Source organism: Vibrio sp. 10N.261.52.C2 (assembly GCF_041471425.1).
In the GTDB taxonomy this organism is placed as follows: Bacteria; Pseudomonadota; Gammaproteobacteria; order Enterobacterales; family Vibrionaceae; genus Vibrio; species Vibrio crassostreae_C.
The window spans coordinates 1-19,216 of record NZ_JBFROH010000076.1 but is presented as its reverse complement, the minus strand read 5'-3'; the positions used below and the strand labels follow the sequence as shown (position 1 = coordinate 19,216).

Sequence of the window (19,216 nt, the reverse complement as noted above, 5' to 3'; positions counted from 1 at the left end):
AAGCCGCGATGAACCTAAAAAAAAGCGACACCCGAAGATGTCGCCTAGCAAAAACCGGTAAAGCCATTCAAATTGAATACCACAGCTTTACCTAAAAGCTATAAATTACACTGGAAGCAATGTGAGCAATGTCGTGTCAAAAAGAACTTAGTACAAGTTCGCGAGAATTCTGTTGGGTAACCAAGTAGATACTTGAGTACTTAACATCCTTGTGAACATTTCCTCATTCCCTAAGACGAAGTTAATAATAATGATTCTCATTTAATAGTCAACAATTAAATGATAATAAATCTCATTTGATTTATAAACCGTTAACAGCAGTGCTTAAATTTGCTTCAAAAAATGGATTCTATGGTCATTAATGTCTTCTTTTTCTTCAAATCTTTCGATTAGGTAACCGTTTCTCAATAACAGGCGCAACATTGCAGGGAACTGGTTACGAGACTTAACCTTTAACTGTCTGTAGCCCTGCTCTTTCGCCCACTGTTCCTGAACGTCTAATTGCGCCTGTGCAACGCCTTTGTTCCTCGCGAGCGGTGACACGCCACCAAACCAGCTGTAAAAAGTATCTTGATCCAATTCATAGCCGATCTTAAAGCCAAGCAACACGCCAGCTTCTTCAGCCACTAAGATAAGGCTCTTTTTCCCTGCCAGCCGCTCTGACAGAGAAGCAACACTCTCTTTTTTAGCGAACTCAGAGATCTGCTCGACCACAGACACCACTTCTTCTAAAGAACCTTCACGTACGACAACTGACATCTTATTCATCCTTATAAACGAAAGGGCTGGCACAATGGCCAACCCTTTACTGATCACTTAAGTGAGATCTACACGGTTACTTTTCTTTTAAATGCTCAGCAGCTTGTGCGTTATCTTCAGCAAGCCACTCTGCGACATCTTTAGCGAAGTAAGTAAGAATGCCATCAGCGCCAGCACGCTTAAAGCACAACAGTGATTCCATGACGGTTTCGCGCTCTTTCAGCCAGCCGTTTTGAATCGCCGCTTTGTGCATCGCGTATTCACCAGATACTTGGTAAGCAAACGTAGGCGCTTGCAGTTCGTGCTTAACACGACGAACAATATCAAGGTAAGGCATGCCTGGTTTCACCATCACCATGTCCGCACCTTCATTAAGATCCATCGCGACTTCATGAATCGCTTCATCGCTGTTGGCTGGATCCATCTGGTAGTTCTTCTTGTTACCACCTTTCAGGTTCGAAGCACTGCCAACTGCATCACGGAATGGGCCGTAGTAGCACGATGCATATTTTGCAGAGTACGCCATAATCTGAGTATGAATATGGCCCGCTTCTTCTAACGCTTCACGGATCTTACCAATGCGACCATCCATCATATCCGATGGGGCAACTACGTCAGCACCCGCTTCAGCGTGTGATAATGCTTGCTTGATCAAGACTTCAGTCGTCTCGTCATTCATCACGTAACCATCTTCATCGATGATGCCGTCTTGGCCGTGAGTGGTGAACGGGTCTAGTGCTACGTCAGTAATAACGCCAATGTTTGGCACATGCTCTTTTAGTAAACGTACAGCGCGCTGCACCAAACCTTCTGAGTTATGAGCTTCAGCTGCGCATAAACTTTTAGCATCTTGGTTCACGACTGGAAATAGAGCAATCGCAGGAACACCCAGCTTTGACAGGTAATCTGCTTCCTCAAGCATGTAGTCGATCGACAAGCGTTCAACACCTGGCATTGACTCGACAGGCTCGCGGCGGTCTTTACCCATCAGGATAAACATTGGGTAGATTAGATCATCCACAGACAATTGATTTTCTGCCATTAGGCGACGGCTAAAGTCGTGCTTACGCATACGGCGCATACGGCGACCTGGGAATTGACCTTGAATTGAAACAGACACTAGATTCTCCTTGCCTAGTCTAAGCACCGAAATACTTAGATATGAAAAGTGCTAAATACAGGCAAAAGCATATCACTGATGGCTCAGGACGCTAGCAGTAAAATATGAAACCCACTCAAAAATAGGGATAAATGGCAAAAAATGACCTTCTCCTCACACTGCCGTATACTCATGACAACTCAGTAAAGACCGCTTTCAGGACAAAACAATGATCGACACCCATGCTCATATTTACGCTAGTGAATTCGATGAAGACCGCGAACAAGTTGTGCAGCGCGCACTGGCTCAAGGGATTGATACCATTCTATTGCCGAACATCGATTTAGAATCTATCGAACCAATGTTAGCAACGGAAGCGCAGTTTCCTGATGTGTGCCGTTCAATGATGGGCTTACACCCTTGTTATGTGGATGCGAATATCGAGCAAACCCTCAAAACCATTCGAGCTTGGTTTGATAAGCATGACTTTATCGCGGTGGGTGAGATTGGTATCGACTTGTACTGGGATAAAACCTTCAAGGCTGAACAAGAGATGGCGTTTGTGACTCAACTGCAGTGGGCAAAAGAGCTTGATCTACCTGTGGTGATCCACACTCGTGATTCCATTGAAGAGACACTTGCCCTACTTCGTAAAGAACAAGATGGCAGCTTACACGGGGTATTCCACTGCTTTGGTAGCAGCTTAGAGGAAGCTCAAGCGATCAACGAGCTAGGCTTTCATTTAGGTTTAGGCGGCGTTTCGACCTTTAAGAACTCTGGGATGGACAAGGTGATCCCACATCTCGATATGGATTACGTCATTCTAGAGACAGATTGCCCATACTTGGCACCAACACCGAATCGCGGTAAACGCAATGAACCAGCCTACACAGAATTAGTAGCAAAACGCATCGCCGAATTACGCGGAATTACCCTTGAAGAAGTCGAAAACATAACCACCAAAAATGCTAAGGCATTGTTTAATTTATGACAAATCTATTAATAAGTAATTATTACGGATTTTTCCTGAATTTATTTGAGAAAGCTAAGTGACATGTATAGTATCAACCACCTGCATATGGAGATAGTTGATTATGTGTGACCATTCACAACACTTACAACGTCAACATCGAACCCTATGGCATAAAATTTTGGGCATCAAAGAGCTCTATATATGTCAGAACTGTGGCTATCAGTTAAAGATTCGATAAACAGACATAATAAAAAAGCGGCCCTAGGCCGCTTTTTTATTATGTGATTTTTACTGAAGCATTCCGAATCAAGATTCAGCTTCTTCCTCTTCATCCGCATCTGGCTTACGCGTGTAAAAGCGTGCGAAAAACAGACCAATCTCAAACAGAATACACATTGGAATCGCCAACAGTGTTTGCGAGATCATATCTGGTGGTGTCAGCATCATACCGATGATGAAAGCACCCACCACAATGTAAGGACGCTTTTCAGACAGAGATTGAGGCGTTGTTGCCCCCGTCCAACACAACAAGATAATCGCAACAGGCACTTCAAAGGCAATACCAAAAGCAAAGAACAGCGCGAGTACAAAATCAAGATAGCTTGAGATGTCGGTTGCGAACTCTACTCCCCCTAATGATATGGCCGTAAAAAAGCCAAATACCAACGGGAATACAATAAAGTAAGCGAACGCCACACCACAGTAAAACAGCAATGAACTTGAAGCCAATAGCGGCATGATCAAGCGTTTTTCATGCTTGTATAAACCCGGAGCAACAAAAGCCCACACCTGATACAAAATAAACGGAACCGCGAGGAATATAGACGCGATCAAGGTTAATTTCAGCGGTGTGAAAAATGGCGATGCAACATCGGTTGCGATCATCGTCGCCCCTTCTGGTAGACGATCTACCAAAGGTGCTGATACGAATTCATAAATATCATTAGCAAAATAAATTAGCCCGACAAATATCACTAGCACCGCGACAATCGCACGTAGTAGGCGATTACGTAGTTCTAGAAGGTGGCTAATTAAAGGCTGTGTCTGCTCAGTCGAAGACATGTCAAACCTCTTAAACAGGAAGATCGAAAAGGAGCCGCGCGTGTATCTATCCAGTTGAATTGGTATCCACTTGAATAGTTATTTACTTGAATAGATATCTATTTAAACATCTAGCGAATCAAGTATCCGGCGACTCCTCCTTGCGAGACTATTCGGCTTTCTTATCTGACGGTGCTGAAGCTTCGCTGTTGACCTGAATGGTTTCAGATTCCACAGTTTCCATGACACTAGGTTTAGTCTCACTTGGCTTATCAGACTCAGGCTTAGCATACGGACGTTGAACCTCAGCAGCGGCCTGCTTGAGTTCATCGACTGACGCTTTAAGGTCTGGAGATAAATCTTCCATACCCATTTTTTCCGCCTTGCGTAGGTTTTCTTGCAGCTCTTGCACCTTAAGCTCATGAGAAAGTTCATCTTTCACACTGTTTGCCATGCTTTTCGCTTGTCCAACAAACTTGGAAATACTGCGAATCGCCACGGGCAAACGCTCAGGCCCTAAAACCACTAACCCAACGACAGATATTAATACCAGTTCCCAAAAACCGATATCAAACACGATTTACGCCTGCTCTTTGTCTTTCTTTGTTTCAGCAGTTGTTTCAGCGTGAGCTTCTGTCTTCTGCTGTTCAATATTCTTTGGTTCGAAGTCTGCATCTTTCTTATCTGCAGGCTTGTCTTCATCGCTCATCGCTTTTTTGAAGCCTTTAACCGCTGAACCTAAGTCACCACCCATACCGCGCAGTTTCTTTGTTCCGAATAGCAAAATTACAATTACAGCAATGATTAGAAGTTGCCAAATACTGATACCACCCATTGTCATTGTCCTCGGGTCTGTCTACACATAAAAATATTAAGAGAGTCTACTGTCTAACGACGGTAAGCTCGCCAACTAAGCAACCAAAATGTGACACCTGCGATGCCACAGCCCATAGATAGCTGCTCATAAGGGCTTGAAACTAATATTGCGGAGCATACGACTAAAGTGGCTCCAACGCCAAACAAAAACTTTCCAGTTGCTTGCTGACGCTTACTATCTCGGTAACCTTGATAAAGCTGATCCATTCTGTGGTTCATCGCTTTACCTTGGCGCAAGCTGTCATAAAGTAGCTCTGGCAGCTCTGGCAGTTTTTCTGCCCAGAATGGCGCACGCTCTTTTACTGCGTTGATCACAGCTTGCGGCCCCACCTGATTCATCATCCAGGTTTCAAGGAAAGGCTTCGCCGTTGCCCACAAATCAAGTTGCGGATACAGCTGACGGCCTAGGCCTTCGACATACAACAAGGTCTTTTGCAGAAGCACCAACTGAGGTTGAACCTCCATGTTGAAACGTCTTGCTGTATTAAATAAGTTTAGCAACACATGGCCAAATGAGATCTCGCCAAGTGGTTTTGCAAAGATTGGCTCACACACCATACGGATCGCGAACTCAAAATCATTGACGTTAGTGTCGTGTGGCACCCACCCCGAATCAACGTGTAGCTCAGCAACTTTACGGTAATCTCGATTGAAGAAAGCCAACAAGTTCTCTGCTAAATAGCGCTTATCTTCGCTATTGAGCGTACCAACAATGCCACAATCCAAACCAATCCACTGAGGGTTATCTGGATTCTCTGGGTTAACAAATACGTTGCCCGGGTGCATGTCTGCATGGAAAAAGCTATCTCGGAATACTTGGGTGAAGAATACCGTAACACCGCGTTCCGCGAGCAATTTCATGTTGGTGCCGTTGGCTTCTAGCGTCTCAATATCGGAGACTTGAATACCATAGATTCGCTCTGACACCATCAGGGTTTCGCTGCTTAGATCAGGGATAACCTCTGGAACATACAGCTCTTCACTGCCTTCAAAATTACGTCGCAGTTGAATGGCATTGGCCGCCTCACGGCGCAGGTCGAGTTCATCAAGTAACGTTTTCTCGTACTCGTGAACCACTTCAACCGGTTTCAAACGACGTGCTTCAGGAAGCGACTTAGCGACTATACGCGCCATTCGGTGCATCAGTTTTAGATCTGCGTCAATCACCGGGCGAATATCAGGTCGAATGACCTTCAGAACAATCTCACGACCGCTTTCTTTAAGCTTTGCGGTATGCACCTGAGCGATAGAAGCAGAAGCCAGTGGCTCGATATCAAAGTCGGTAAACCAGTTGTCTAAACAGCCACCCAACGCCTTTTCCATATCTTGCTTCGCCAGTTGACCATCAAACGGCGCAACTTGGTCTTGCAACAACGCCAACTGATCGGCGATATGAGGAGGGAACAGATCACGACGTGTCGACATCATCTGTCCAAACTTGATCCACACTGGACCAAGTTCTTGCAGCGCAAGGCGCAAGCGATGACCCAACTCTTTATCTTGATGCTTGTTCTTGAGCCAAAACAGTGACTTTCGCGCCAACAAAGGGGCTTTAGTCAGTTGGTGTTCCGGCATCAACTCATCAAGGCCGTATTCCAACTGTACCTTGATAATATGATAAAGACGTTTCAGTTCTGCTGGGGTCATGCTTTCTCCAACAGAGCGTTCAACTTAGCTTCAAGACGAGCAGCAGAGCTTTTTACGTCATCAACTTGGTCGCAAAAATGCGCGACTTCTAACGGTGCAGGTGCGATCTTCCACTCTTCAGTCAGAACTTGAGCAACATGGTTTTGATGCTTAGTCGCCTGTTTTGCCACAAAGCCACCGACGTTTTTAACGCCTTGCACCAAGGTATGCGCAACCACATCACCCGTTACGCGCGATAACCACTCTTCCAAATCAGGCTTGCAGTCTGTCATCAGCTGAGCAAATTTCTGTGCCAGTTGAATATCACCCTCTAAGATCAGCTTATCTTGCTTGATCAGCTTGGTGATGTTCGATTGCTCACGCAGTTCCGGTAACACCGATAAATTCAAAGATAGGTAGCAATCAGGCTGCCCTTCGTATTCCGACAACACATCGATTTGTTGGCTGAAAACGAAAGTGAGCGTTTTATTCAACTCTTTCAAATTAACTTGAATGATCTGCCCCTTTAAACGAGACAAACGACGAACCAAGGCTGGATCATCGTTCACGAAAGTATTTAAAGAGGTTTCAATAACCGCGGTTACCAATGGATCAAATGGCATGACTGTCCTTACCTTTGAAAACGGATAAGCCTTAACCTATCCGTTCTGTCTTTATTCTTATTGTTTAGCACGCCCTAAGAGCCTGCTACCAAGTTCGACTAGAACTTGTAACCGCGGTGCAGCGCAACAATGCCGCCCGTTAGGTTGAAGTATTTAGTATTCTCGAAACCCGCTTCTTGCATCATGCCTTCCAAAGTCTCTTGATTTGGGTGCATACGAATAGATTCTGCAAGGTAACGGTAGCTGTCTGCATCGTTAGCAATCAACTCACCCATTTTTGGCAACAGGTGGAAAGAGTATGCGTCGTAAACCTTTGATAGTGGCTCAAGCACTGGCTTAGAAAACTCAAGAACCAACAGACGGCCACCCGGCTTAAGTACGCGGTACATAGAACGCAGCGCTTGGTCTTTATCGGTTACGTTACGCAGACAGAAGCTGATGGTAATGCAATCGAAGTAGTTATCTGGGAAAGGCAACTCTTCAGCGTTCGCTTGTACGTAGTGTACGTTGCCAACAATGCCGCTATCACGCAGCTTATCACGGCCAACATTCAGCATTGAGTTGTTGATATCAGCAAGAACCACGTGGCCTTTTTCACCAACGATACGCGAGAATTTCGCAGTAAGGTCGCCAGTACCACCACCAAGATCTAGGATACGCTGACCAGGGCGAACGCCACTGCAATCAATCGTGAATCGCTTCCACAAGCGGTGAACACCACCCGACATTAAGTCATTCATGATGTCGTATTTAGCGGCTACAGAGTGAAATACCTCTGCTACTTTCGCGACTTTTTCGTCTTTCGCGACTGTTTCGAAACCAAAGTGTGTGGTTTCTGACTCTACTGCTGAATTTGTCTGCACGCTTGTGTCCATAATGCTGTTATCTACCATGGTAAGTTCTCATCGACAGCACGCTCCGTGTTTAGAGGCGCTGCGGCCGATTAGTTTACTTTATCCTCAGCGGGTTGTCTTTCTACTAAGGAGGCATTTTCTGAAAAAGCCTCATTTTGCGCCATTTCGGCCAAACCAATCGAGATCGGTTTCTTCACTTCAACACCCAATTGCTTGAAGCTTTCGGCCTGACGAATCACGTTGCCTCGCCCTGTGACTAGCTTATTCATCGCCCCTTGATAACTTTGGTTTGCTCTATCAAGTGAGCTGCCAAGGCCTTCCATATCATCAACAAACAGGCGCAGCTTGTCGTAAAGCTTGCTCGCACGTTCTGCGATAACCTGTGCGTTCTGGTTCTGTCTGTCGTTACGCCACAGGTTATCAATTGTACGCAGTGCCACCAGCAAAGTGGTTGGGCTGACCAAGATGATGTTTTGCTCCATCGCATCTTTCACCAAGCTAGGATCCGCCTGAATCGCCACTTGGAATGCTGGTTCAACCGGGATAAACATCAACACATAATCCAAGCTTTGGATGCCTTTGAGCTGATGATAATCTTTCTGGCTCAAACCTTTGATGTGCGCTCTTAACGACACCAAGTGATCACGCAATGCAGCATCACGCTGCTGGTCGGTTTCGGCATTGAAGTAGCGTTCAAATGCCACCAACGCCATTTTGGAATCGACCACCACTTGCTTATCTTGTGGCAGATGCACAATCACATCCGGTTGATAACGCTTGCCCGCATCGTTTTGTAGGTTCACTTGCGTTTGGTATTCGTGCCCTTCGCGCAGTCCTGATTCAGCAAGCACCCGTGCCAGTACCACCTCGCCCCAGTTACCTTGTTGTTTGTTGTCACCCTTTAGCGCTTGAGTCAGGTTCACCGCTTCACGCGTCATACTCTCATTAAGACGCTGCAGGTTTTTAAGCTCATGCACCAAAGTATGACGCTCTTTGGCTTCTTGGCTGAAGCTGTCGTTCACTTGTTTCTTAAAGCCTTCCAACTGCTCTCTTAGTGGAGACAACAAACCTTCTAGGCTCTGCTTATTCTGCTGATCGACCTTGGCGGTTTTGGTTTCAAACAGTTGGTTCGCTAACAATTCAAACTGCTGCTTAAGTCGCGATTCAGCTTGCTCTAGCAACTGCAGCTTTTCGCTATTGGCGAGGTTTTCTTGGTCATGCCTTGCTTCTTGCTCGCGCAGCTCGGCTTCTAATTCAGACTTATGATCTTTAAGCACATTGATCTCATCAGCGTACTGCTGGCGCTCTTGCTTTACCGCCTCAAAGTAGCGCAGTTTTTCCATTGCAGCCATCACCTTACCGTGCGCCTGCTTGAGCTCGAATGCCGCTTTGTCTCGGTCATCATCTAACTCATCGAGCTCTTGTTGCGCCTCTGCGAGTGATGCTTTGAGCTGAGCTTGCTGAGATTCATGCAACAAACGATCGGACTCTAGCTGCTGCTCGAGCAATCGCTGCTGAAAAGAGAGCTTCTGTTTAATCCACCAACCCACGACACCGCCGCTGACGAGCGCGCCAGAAATTGCAGCAATAAGCGTTGCCTGATGTTCGATAATCCATTGCATGATAATGATTTAGCCTAATTTGAAATAACTCATTAAATGGTATTTTGATACTGGATAAATGTCCAGTTTGCCGTATTAAAATTCGACAGATAGACTAGGCGCTCCGTATTCTGTCCCATCAAATTAGAATGAGTTGCCATGAACGAACGTCGTGCCTTGGGCTTTGGCCTTTCCGCAGTACTGCTGTGGTCAACGGTCGCTACTGCTTTTAAGCTGACCCTTGCTGAGTTTTCACCGATTCAAATGCTGACCATTGCCAGTATTGTGTCGTCGATTGCGCTGATCGCAGTCTGCGCCTTTCAAGGTAAGCTCTCTCAGCTGAGTACAACGTTCCTTTCAAACCCTTGGTATTACCTGCTGCTCGGCTTGGTTAACCCATTGGCTTATTACCTGATTCTATTCAAAGCCTACGACCTGCTGCCCGCTTCTCAAGCTCAAGCCATCAACTACAGCTGGGCTATCACGCTAACCTTAATGGCGGCGGTTTTTCTGGGGCAAAAGATTCGTAAGCAAGATTGGATTGCGTGTACCTTCAGCTATGCGGGTGTGGTAGTTATTGCCACCAAAGGCGATGTGTTAGGCATGCAGTTCGATAGCCCACTCGGTGTGGCACTGGCGCTGCTTTCTACTCTGCTTTGGGCAGGATATTGGATTCTCAACACCAAAAACAAGGCTGACCCAGTGGTTGGCGTACTGCTTGGTTTCTTAGTGGCATTACCTTTCGCGATCGGTTTAACCCTTTTTGAGGGCGAAAGCTTTAGCCAAATTACGGCGAAGGGTTGGATGGCGGTGACTTACGTTGGTCTGTTCGAGATGGGCATTACCTTTGTATTATGGTTATCAGCACTCAAGCTAACCAACAATACGGCGCGTATCAGCAACCTAATTTTTGCCTCGCCATTTATCTCACTGATGCTACTTTCCACTATTATCGGCGAAGAGATTCACCCAGCGACCCTGTTTGGCTTGGTACTGATCATTGCCGGTTTGGTGATTCAACAGATCAAGTTTTCAAAAAACAAAGCTGCGTAAATAAGCGCTAAAAGATTCGATTGAGAGCGAAAAGCTATCAATAAAGTCGAATCTAGAGCTAGTACACAATGTTAGATACAAAAATGGCGAGTCGTATGACTCGCCATTTTTATGTAATTTAAAATCTAATGGATAGGCTCAAAGCTTAAACCCACTGACCTGCTGCAAAGCCAGAACTCCAACACCATTGGAAATTATAGCCGCCTAACCAACCGGTTACGTCCATCACTTCACCAATGAAATAGAGGCCAGACACGCTCTTACATTCCATGGTTTTTGAAGATAGGTGATTGGTGTCCACGCCACCTAGAGTTACTTCGGCAGTATTCCTAACACAGTACAAAAGTTGTCAAAATACAATTTATCAATTCTGCATTTTATCCTTCAAATTTAACTTGCAGCGCTGTAAGTTCTCAATAAAGCGCACTGATGTAAAAACCAAATTAGCAATTCAACAATGGTTATACCCACGTTTTTGAACCACATTCGGGAGATGTCATGAGCTTTGCTAAGAACCCGATAACATCAAATAACAACGCATAACTATTCAACTAGTGTATTACATTGGTTGGACTGAATTAGCCAAGCGTTTTTCACGCCCTAACGGTGTAGTGTAAAAACGCTGTTCAATACCGTAGAGCAAATATTTCAGCTCATCGTCTGAGTTGATTTCAAACTTACTGTTTTCTTTATCGAACGTTAGCTTTTGCTCACAGTAACTATGAATATACGAGTACATTTGATCTCGTTCTTCCACTGGTAATGCCGCCAGTGTATCCATTGCCAATGCGATACGTTTACGATTAGGCTTCGATACTTTAGACGTATCATAGCCATCAGAAAGTTCGATAAAGTCCTCTTCTAAAAATTTTTCAACCTCTTCTTTTGTGGCTTCTTTGTAGAACTCATCAATACCTTTAAAAATACTAGATATTGTCGCTAGGCTCTTAAATATTAACTTATCCTGCGCTTTGTAGTAGACAGCATCAGCCACTTGATTAACTACCAAACGCTTTTCAGTACTTTCAAGCTCCGCAGCTTCGCCGAATGCAATCATCTTTTTGGTGACAAAAAGGGAAGGCGTTATTTTTTGAACAATAAAAATTATCGCCTTGAACCGCATAAAGCTGAGGAATGTCTTTGAACTTAGCTTTTGGAAGATCGTCATAATCTTTTGAATCAAAATCGGCTATAAGAATATCAAGACAGTATGGCTGCTGACTAAAGTTATCGATTTTAAACCACGAATCCTCGTCTAGGTTGTGATCAGGGGCATATGTCGACGGACATTAAAGATCGAAACTTTTCTCCCGTGTAGGGGTTAACACTACGTAGCGCTAGATAGAAAAAGTGAAGATAGAGTTTGAAACTATATTAACGTAGCCACCTTCTGAACAACAGAATTGTGACAATAAAGTTTGAAACTTTTAGAGCGAGTAATAAGACGCCTTCTCTCTAGATACTTAATTATGAGTCAACCACAGCCACAAAATCTGATCACTCGAATTACGATACGACAGAATCCCTTGGTGATCATACAACTGTCCAAATCCATCTAATGAAGGATTTGGATAGTTGTAAGTCATTGATTTTGCATAATTAGCATTTAAAGGATTACTTCAGATATTGCAAAACTTCTAATTGAGTGGCTAAATTCACTATGCCACCACATTGAAAGATCTAACTCATTTATTGAACTCAATTGTCTTCGAACCAATAGCATTAATAAAAACACCCAAAATAATCAAACTTCCCCCTACGAGAGTCCATAAAGAGGGGGACTCTTGGAAGAATGCGATGCCGATTAACATTGAAAAAACTATTTGGACATAGGAATATAAAGAAACTCTAGACGCTTGTTCAATTTTCATTGCTCTAGTTAATGAATATTGTCCAATTTGAGTAAAAATACCAAGAAGGATTAATATAAAAAACAAATGAAAGCTTGGTATTACAAAACTATTATTAATCATAATTAAAGATACAGGTAAAGCAATCATTGGAAAGTAAAATATAATGACAGATGTATCTTCAGTATTACTCAGCTTTTTCACCAAAATATAGGCTATTGAACTAGTTAGTGCTCCAAAAAGTGCAACAGCGATGCTTAATGAAGGTAAGGGGCCTAAGTTTGTTACATTAGTGACTTGTGATTTAATTATAACAAGCAACCCTAATATAGACAGTAAAACTGATATAAGCGTTGATCTAGATATCTTTTCATTCAAAAAAAAGCAACTAAGCAGAATGGTAAATATTGGGTGAGTGTATTGAAGCACTGTTGCTTCAGCCAGTGGTAATGTTGCAACCGCATAATAAAGACTAATTAAAGCTAATGTTCCAGCAATACCTCTTGCTGCCAGTAGTTTTTTATTTTTTCCAAAAATTGGAATACGTTTTCTTTTTACATCAAAATAACTAATAAAAAGAGAAACACAAGCACGAGCTGCAACGATTTCGAAAATGGGAATGCCATTTATCGAGACATACTTTACACAAGCAGACATAAACGCAAAGCTCAATGCTGATAGAAGCATGAACTTCACGCCTGTCGCTAGAAATAGCTGGGGGTGTTTCGATTGAAAAGCCAACCTTAAACCTATTAAAGTAGTAACAAGAGGGAGGGGCTAAGGTGCTAACCTTCTAGTTAGCACCTTAAGTTTTTAAATAGCAGCTGTTACAGAGATCTCAACTAACAGCTCTTCTCTTGCCATTGACGCCTCTACACAAGCTCTTGCTGGTGCATGACCCTCTGGAACCCAAGAATCCCAAACTTCATTCATTTTTGCAAAATCATTCATTGTCTTAATATAGATAGTTGCAGACAACATTTTTTCTCGACTCGAACCGGCATTTGTCAACAAATCATCCACTTTTTGAAGCATTGTTTTAGTCTGCTCTTCAATATCTTTCGTACTATCTTTCGCTACTTGACCACATAGATAAATAGTATTGTTGTGTATTACAGTACGACTCATACGTTGTGATGTTTCAGTGCGTGAAATCATAATAGTTCCTTGACTATAAAAAACACCCTAATGTTAGGGTGTTTTTAATTATGGGGGGGGGAATAATATATATTATTTTATTTTCTGAAGGTATTTATAAACAGTTGGCTCTGACATGTGGAGCATTTTTGCCACTTTTACAATGGTACCCTTAAGTAAAAACACGCCATCATTATTTAACTCAGTAATAATATTAATTTTATCATCTGAAGTTAGAGATGATGTCGGTATATTTAGGTTCGAAATAATATTAGTTATCTTATTATCAACCATTTCAGGAATCGTTACACCTAGATGCTCATCTACATTATCGGACGTATGATTTATTTGATTACCAATCATTCCATTAACAATGGTATCAATTTTACTTTGTAATTCTAATAAACCATCAATCATAGAGTTTATACATAGAGCACCAACAATTTCTTGGGCTTCATTTCGGATATAAAATGTTGCACACTTCAATTGTTTTCCATCTGGTGTTTTTGCTGAATAATTCGTTTGAAATGGAATTGTGGAATCATTAATTTTAAGTGCTTTTACAACTAGGTCTGTGATCGGATCCCCAACCTTTCGCCCACTAATGTGTCCATTTCTGATTTTATAAATAGATTTTTCAAAATCATCAAGGTTATGTAGAACGACTTCGGTATCTTTACCGTGGAAATCAGCAATAAAATCCACTATTACTTCGTAAGGTTGTAAGTATTTATTTCCCATCTTATCGTAGGTGCCGCTATGCAGCACCCTCCTAATTATTAATTACTACTTTTTATATGCTACCGCTTCAATTTCAATCTTTGCACCAAGAGGCAGATCTTTTACTGCAAAACAGCTTCTTGCAGGGAAGTCGTTCGTAAAGTATTCAGAGTATACTTTATTAAACTCAGCAAAATCACTGATGTCAGCTAAGTAGCATGTTGTTTTTACAACAGTGCTTGCATCGCCACTAGCAGCAGATAATACAGCCATTAAGTTATCAAGAGATTGATGTGACTGTTGTGTAATATCATTACTCTCAATTTTTCCTGTTTCAGGATTAACTGGAAGTTGACCTGAGGTGAAAATAAGGTTTCCCAGCTCATTTCCTTGGCTATAAGGTCCAATCGCTGATGGTGCTTTTTCAGTTGCGATAATCTTTTTCACTTTGTTTTTCCTATGATAATTTTTTATTGAATGCTTTTTCAAGTCGCATTAGTGCTTCATCGATTCGAGACTCTGGCACACCACAGTTAATACGAGCAAATTTAGCACCCGACTCACCAAATTGATCACCTCGGTTAAAACCAAGACCCGCTTCTTTAACTAAGAAGTCCTGAATTTCATCGGCACTCCAACCAGTGTTAGAGAAGTCTGCCCAAACTAAGTAAGTAGACTCAGGTAGGTTTGCTTTCACTGGATAAGGCATATTATTTAGACCATCAACTAGTTTTATCTGCATTTTTCTAATATGTTCAACTACCTGTTGACGATAGCTGTGACCATACTTATATCCAGCATAAGCAGCTTCGTGTGCAAAAGCGGTAGGTTGGAAATGCAACTCTTTAAGAACAATGCCGATCTGCTTTTTAATTTCAGGATCTGAAGTGAATACATAGGAGCTAAAGATGCCGCCAATATTAAACAGCTTACCACCAGATGAAAAAGTAATGATACCATCAGGTTTATCTGCAACATGAAGTACAGGTGTATATACTTTTTCATCATAGACAAAGTCAGCATGAATCTCATCAGAAATTAAAGTTACGCCGTGTGCTTGAGCAATATCAACAACTTTCTTAACTTCTTCTTTTGTCCAGCAACGACCAATAGGGTTATGAGGGTTACAAAAGATTAAAAACTTATTTTCTGCCGCACTACAAAGTTGATCTAGTTTGTTAAAATCAATCGTGTAGTTATTCTCGTCGTCTTTTATGAGATCGCACTCAACGACATCACGGTGATTTTCGCGGATAGTTCTTGCGAAAGAGTGATACACAGGTGTCATGATAATGACTTTATCCGTAACTTCAGTCTTACCTCGAATATAAGCACCCATTGTCATCAACAGCGGTGGCGTTTCAATAATATCGTCAGTGCTAGGTTTCCAACCATAGTAACGGTCATACCATGCAGCTAATACGTCTTTAAAGTCTTCATGGTAAGCAGGGTAACCAAACTCTCCACGTGTACAAACATTAATTAAAGCTTCCTTAACTTCAATAGGAGACACTAAGTCTGTATCTGCAACAGACATTGGGATAACTTTGTATCCATCGATAACACTGTCATATTCCCATTTTTCTGAACCTTTACGAACGATTACTTCATTAAAGTCATATTTCATAATGCTACCCTATTGTGCTTTTGTTGGTTGAGGTTTAGAAGCTAGCTTAAAGTTTTCAAATGCAGTACCTGCGTTTTTGTATAAATATGCAGAAGAAAAAGCAGCAAGAGCGAACAATGTTGTCATAAAGATGAACATATAGTTGTAGCCTTCAAGCTGGTATGTGTCTAACCAGTAGCCAAAGACTGCATGAATAAAAATCTCAGGAGAGAAGCCAATAGTCAGAACGATACCTGTTACTGTACCAGTTAGGTGTTTAGGTACTTTAATCTCTTCTAGCTGTGCATACATAACCCCACGTAATGCAAAATTAATAGAGCCCGCAACTAGTAGAGCTGCAATCATAAACCAAACAACTTCCGGCTTTTGAGGAATAACTAGAAACAGACCTGTACAAAGAGCACCAACAATGAAAAGGAACTTCATAACTTTGATAGCTGAACCTACTTTATCAACTAAGATGCCGGCAATAGGAGCAAGGAAGATTGCTAGGACGTAAGCTCGGATCATCCCAACGATAGCAGCTTGATCAGTAGACATGCCATATGCATCTGTTAGGTATGGTACTAAGTATGATGAACCTTGGTAAAAACAAATCGTAGCGAATACTGCAAAAGCGGCCAGCCAAACTTCTTTTACTTTAGCAATTGAAAGTACATCACCAATGCTAAGCTTTTCTTTCTTCTCATCAGATTTTTCTTCATCTTTTGTTTTAGGGATGCAGAACCACATCATTACACCCAAACCAATATATAAGAATCCGTATGCATAAAGAATATTTGCAACACCTTCAATATCACTTGAAGCTTGAGCAACAATGTAAATTGCAACAGCTGATACTAGAGAACCTGCAATACCACGACCAGATTCTAAAAATCCAAACATTTTGCCTTGCGATTCAGCGTCACCAATTAGACGAGTAGCTCGAACCATAGAAACAAGGAAGAAGCCATTTGCAAAAGTAGACAAAATTCCGATGATTACATATTGAACAGGTAGAGATGGAGCGGTTGACTGCCATAAAGTTGCCAGCCCCATAACCAAGAATGTGCCTGCAATTACCAATCGTGTATTATTTATTTTATCAACAATAACACCAGAAAAAGAGCCAGCTAGAACTCCTACTAAGCCTAACCAAGACATCAATAATCCTGATTGTGTATTGTCGACACCCATGAATTCATTCCACGGGTAATAAAGCATCTCTCTAAGATATAGAGATTTAAAGATTGTTCCGCCGCCGATAGCGAGCAGTATGACCATAAGCCATTTTTGGAAGTTTGAACTTTTCACGTTTGTATCCTCAAAGTGCTGTATAAATAACTCGCAGTGATAATAATTTTTTATCCACCCGCTTTCTGAGTCACTGATCACACTTTAAGCTATGGCGTATAAAATATTATCCAAAACTGGTGTGAGCATAGATCCTGTGCACAATTTAAATAATTATTTATCCTTAGATACAATGTATATTAATTTTTTTGATGTCAGATAATTTTTTACCCAGTCGAGAATGGTAGTTTGGATAAAAAATTATTACGAGATAACTAGCATGAAACTTTCATTATCTGAAAATAAACGTGACTTAATATTCTTTATCTTACTCGCCATTGGAGGGGGGACGATTTTCAAAGCAATGTACCTACGAGAAGTGTTTTACTACCCTTGGAACGAGTACTTCAGCCTCAATAATACTCAATCGGGTGTACTTATGTCTTGGCTTGGCTTGGTTGGAGTTTTTTCTGGGGCATTAGCTGGAGTAATTGTTGATAAATTTCAACACCCTAAAGTAATCTTATCTCTATCCTATATTACGATGAGTTTTCTCGCAGTATGGCAATCTTTTAAACCGTCTTATGATGCAATGTTCGTTATCATTGGTTTGATGTCTTTTGTCGGTAACGGTCTATTCCTTGTATCAATGACAAAAATTGCTCGATTGCTTGCATCAGATAATCAACAAGGGCGCTATTTTGGTTTTCTAGAGTCTGGACGAGGGATAGCTGGAACGCTACTTACTCTGTGCGCCATAGGGATCGTGAGCTACTATGGTTCTGATTCATTAAGTATTGGATTCATTTTACGCTTTGATGCATCTATCTACTTCTTCTTAGGCATCATCTCTTACACGTTGATTCCAGAAGGTATTAGCAAAATAGATAATGCAGAGCAAAAAAAACTCAAAGATTTATTACTACTAGTGAAGAATAAACGATTGTGGCTTGTGTCATTATCCGTGGCTTGCGTTATTTTCGTGTATCAGGGTGCAGCATACTTGGTACCTTATTTAACCGATGCGTATGGGCTCACTGCAGAGCAGGCAGGTATAGTCGGAATGGTTCGTGCCTACTTTTTAGCCTTCGTAATATCTCCTTTTGCGGGTGTAATCGCTGATAAACTGGGTTCCTCGCTAAAAGTTATGTCTTTGCTATTTGTCATGGGTGTTATCACGACAATCTCATTTGTTGTTGTGCCGCACGAAGCTTCATATCTTCCGCTATTAATTGGTCTTGTACTTTGTTTAGGGGCGTTCACATTTGGTATGAGAGGTATCATGTATGCACAAGTGAGTGAAATCCAAATCCCGAAGGCTTATACGGGAACAGCTATGGGGATGCTTATTTGTATAGGCTTCAGCCCTGAAGCTTTTGTACATCTTATTTACGGATACCTACTCGATAACTATGCGATGGAAGCATACAACTACATATTCATATCAATGGCAGTGGTACTTTTGCTAGGAGCGTTTATTTGTTATTACCTATTCATCAGTATGAAGAAAGGTATGTCAACTGGTCGCGATCGTGTTTCTTCATGATTTAGCTGCTGCATGAGAATACCTCTAATAACTCACTATTATTAGAGGTATGGCTTAATTCTAAATATTTCTTTTAACTTTAGTTTTTGACTGGAGTGCAAGGCAAATAAGTATCAGAACAATACCAATCCATCCAATCAAATGAATAGACTCTCCTACAATCACAACAGCCAGTACAGAAGCAACAATGTAAACGCCCCATGAACCCACGGGGCGACTTGTCAGTGTTTGAAGTTCCAAGGCAGGAGTGCGTCGATATCAGGCTCAGCTTTCGCCAGCTCTTTCATGCACTTGACCATGTAGTCGTAGAGGATAAGACCGTTGGCTTTCGCGGTCTCGATGATGCCTATATTAACCATAGTAAACAGGGCCACTACGGGCAAACTTTATTGTCTCTACACACTTAAACCCACTGACCTGCTGCAAAGCCAGAACTCCAACACCATTGGAAATTATAGCCGCCTAACCAACCGGTTACGTCCATCACTTCACCAATGAAATAGAGGCCAGACACGCTCTTACATTCCATGGTTTTTGAAGATAGGTGATTGGTGTCCAC

Annotated in this window: 19 protein-coding genes and 3 pseudogenes; 3 read left to right on the top strand and 19 right to left on the bottom strand. The window is 42.1% G+C overall.

The window, feature by feature from the left end; all coding sequences use genetic code 11:
- Nucleotides 1-324 precede the first annotated feature (324 nt).
- Nucleotides 325-759, bottom strand: coding sequence for a GNAT family N-acetyltransferase (locus AB4307_RS21420; RefSeq protein ID WP_017063054.1), 435 nt, complete (start codon nt 757-759; stop codon nt 325-327).
- Nucleotides 760-835: 76 nt separating this feature from the next.
- Entirely contained in the window at nt 836-1,879 is a 1,044-nt protein-coding gene (gene hemB / locus AB4307_RS21415; protein WP_017060158.1) for a porphobilinogen synthase, read from the bottom strand.
- Between the two features lie 208 nt (nt 1,880-2,087).
- Here hemB and AB4307_RS21410 point away from each other — a divergent pair, with 208 nt between their 5' ends.
- The gene (locus tag AB4307_RS21410) at nt 2,088-2,849 is read left to right on the top strand and encodes a TatD family hydrolase (RefSeq protein WP_372133437.1); all 762 of its coding nucleotides are present in this window, start codon (nt 2,088-2,090) and stop codon (nt 2,847-2,849) included.
- Between the two features lie 288 nt (nt 2,850-3,137).
- Here the strand turns inward: AB4307_RS21410 and tatC are convergent, their stop codons facing one another.
- From tatC to AB4307_RS21375, 7 genes are all read right to left on the bottom strand, one after another.
- Nucleotides 3,138-3,893 (bottom strand): twin-arginine translocase subunit TatC, encoded by a 756-nt coding sequence (tatC, locus tag AB4307_RS21405; protein WP_017060156.1) that lies wholly within the window; start codon nt 3,891-3,893, stop codon nt 3,138-3,140.
- 148 nt (nt 3,894-4,041) lie between these two features.
- A complete protein-coding gene (tatB, locus tag AB4307_RS21400; RefSeq protein WP_017060155.1) occupies nt 4,042-4,449 on the bottom strand; it encodes a Sec-independent protein translocase protein TatB in 408 nt (135 codons plus the stop codon).
- Between the two features lie 3 nt (nt 4,450-4,452).
- Nucleotides 4,453-4,707: a Sec-independent protein translocase subunit TatA gene (tatA, locus tag AB4307_RS21395; protein WP_017060154.1), complete on the bottom strand. Its 255-nt coding sequence runs from the start codon at nt 4,705-4,707 to the stop codon at nt 4,453-4,455.
- A 53-nt stretch (nt 4,708-4,760) separates the two neighbouring features.
- Nucleotides 4,761-6,395, bottom strand: coding sequence for a ubiquinone biosynthesis regulatory protein kinase UbiB (ubiB, locus tag AB4307_RS21390; protein ID WP_136977225.1), 1,635 nt, complete (start codon nt 6,393-6,395; stop codon nt 4,761-4,763).
- On the bottom strand, nt 6,392-6,997 hold the full coding sequence (locus tag AB4307_RS21385) for a ubiquinone biosynthesis accessory factor UbiJ (RefSeq protein WP_017063051.1): 606 nt from the start codon (nt 6,995-6,997) through the stop codon (nt 6,392-6,394). The genes ubiB and AB4307_RS21385 overlap by 4 nt, the downstream gene beginning before the upstream one ends.
- A gap of 98 nt (nt 6,998-7,095) precedes the next feature.
- Nucleotides 7,096-7,875, bottom strand: a complete 780-nt coding sequence (gene ubiE / locus AB4307_RS21380) for a bifunctional demethylmenaquinone methyltransferase/2-methoxy-6-polyprenyl-1,4-benzoquinol methylase UbiE (protein WP_026012235.1) — start codon at nt 7,873-7,875, stop codon at nt 7,096-7,098.
- Between the two features lie 65 nt (nt 7,876-7,940).
- On the bottom strand, nt 7,941-9,473 hold the full coding sequence (locus AB4307_RS21375; RefSeq protein ID WP_017063049.1) for a DNA recombination protein RmuC: 1,533 nt from the start codon (nt 9,471-9,473) through the stop codon (nt 7,941-7,943).
- Between the two features lie 138 nt (nt 9,474-9,611).
- Between AB4307_RS21375 and AB4307_RS21370 the strand changes: the two genes are divergently transcribed.
- Entirely contained in the window at nt 9,612-10,505 is an 894-nt protein-coding gene (locus AB4307_RS21370; RefSeq protein ID WP_048617749.1) for a DMT family transporter, read from the top strand.
- Nucleotides 10,506-10,650: 145 nt separating this feature from the next.
- Here the strand turns inward: AB4307_RS21370 and AB4307_RS21365 are convergent.
- The 8 genes and pseudogenes from AB4307_RS21365 to AB4307_RS21330 all read right to left on the bottom strand — a co-directional run.
- A pseudogene (locus AB4307_RS21365) lies at nt 10,651-10,830 on the bottom strand (NAD(P)/FAD-dependent oxidoreductase); the annotation flags it as partial.
- A gap of 234 nt (nt 10,831-11,064) precedes the next feature.
- Nucleotides 11,065-11,782 (bottom strand): annotated as a pseudogene (locus AB4307_RS21360) (ATP F0F1 synthase synthase); the annotation flags it as partial.
- Between the two features lie 408 nt (nt 11,783-12,190).
- Nucleotides 12,191-13,096, bottom strand: coding sequence for a DMT family transporter (locus AB4307_RS21355; RefSeq protein ID WP_372133434.1), 906 nt, complete (start codon nt 13,094-13,096; stop codon nt 12,191-12,193).
- Nucleotides 13,097-13,168: 72 nt separating this feature from the next.
- Nucleotides 13,169-13,513, bottom strand: coding sequence for a RidA family protein (locus tag AB4307_RS21350; RefSeq protein ID WP_372123845.1), 345 nt, complete (start codon nt 13,511-13,513; stop codon nt 13,169-13,171).
- A gap of 72 nt (nt 13,514-13,585) precedes the next feature.
- Complete coding sequence (locus AB4307_RS21345) at nt 13,586-14,233, bottom strand: helix-turn-helix transcriptional regulator (protein WP_372133432.1); 648 nt, start codon at nt 14,231-14,233, stop codon at nt 13,586-13,588.
- Nucleotides 14,234-14,278: 45 nt separating this feature from the next.
- Complete coding sequence (locus AB4307_RS21340) at nt 14,279-14,659, bottom strand: RidA family protein (RefSeq protein ID WP_372123849.1); 381 nt, start codon at nt 14,657-14,659, stop codon at nt 14,279-14,281.
- A gap of 10 nt (nt 14,660-14,669) precedes the next feature.
- On the bottom strand, nt 14,670-15,839 hold the full coding sequence (locus AB4307_RS21335; RefSeq protein WP_372123851.1) for a MalY/PatB family protein: 1,170 nt from the start codon (nt 15,837-15,839) through the stop codon (nt 14,670-14,672).
- A gap of 9 nt (nt 15,840-15,848) precedes the next feature.
- On the bottom strand, nt 15,849-17,132 hold the full coding sequence (locus tag AB4307_RS21330) for an MFS transporter (protein WP_372123853.1): 1,284 nt from the start codon (nt 17,130-17,132) through the stop codon (nt 15,849-15,851).
- Between the two features lie 259 nt (nt 17,133-17,391).
- Here AB4307_RS21330 and AB4307_RS21325 point away from each other — a divergent pair, with 259 nt between their 5' ends.
- Nucleotides 17,392-18,657, top strand: coding sequence for an MFS transporter (locus AB4307_RS21325; RefSeq protein ID WP_372133429.1), 1,266 nt, complete (start codon nt 17,392-17,394; stop codon nt 18,655-18,657).
- A 221-nt stretch (nt 18,658-18,878) separates the two neighbouring features.
- On the opposite strand, the pseudogene AB4307_RS21320 reads toward AB4307_RS21325, so the two are convergent.
- Together AB4307_RS21320 and AB4307_RS21315 are read right to left on the bottom strand one after the other, a co-directional pair.
- Nucleotides 18,879-19,001: pseudogene (locus AB4307_RS21320) on the bottom strand (transposase domain-containing protein); the annotation flags it as partial.
- A 59-nt stretch (nt 19,002-19,060) separates the two neighbouring features.
- A partial coding sequence (locus AB4307_RS21315; RefSeq protein WP_372133440.1) for an NAD(P)/FAD-dependent oxidoreductase occupies nt 19,061-19,216 on the bottom strand: 156 nt, incomplete at its 5' end.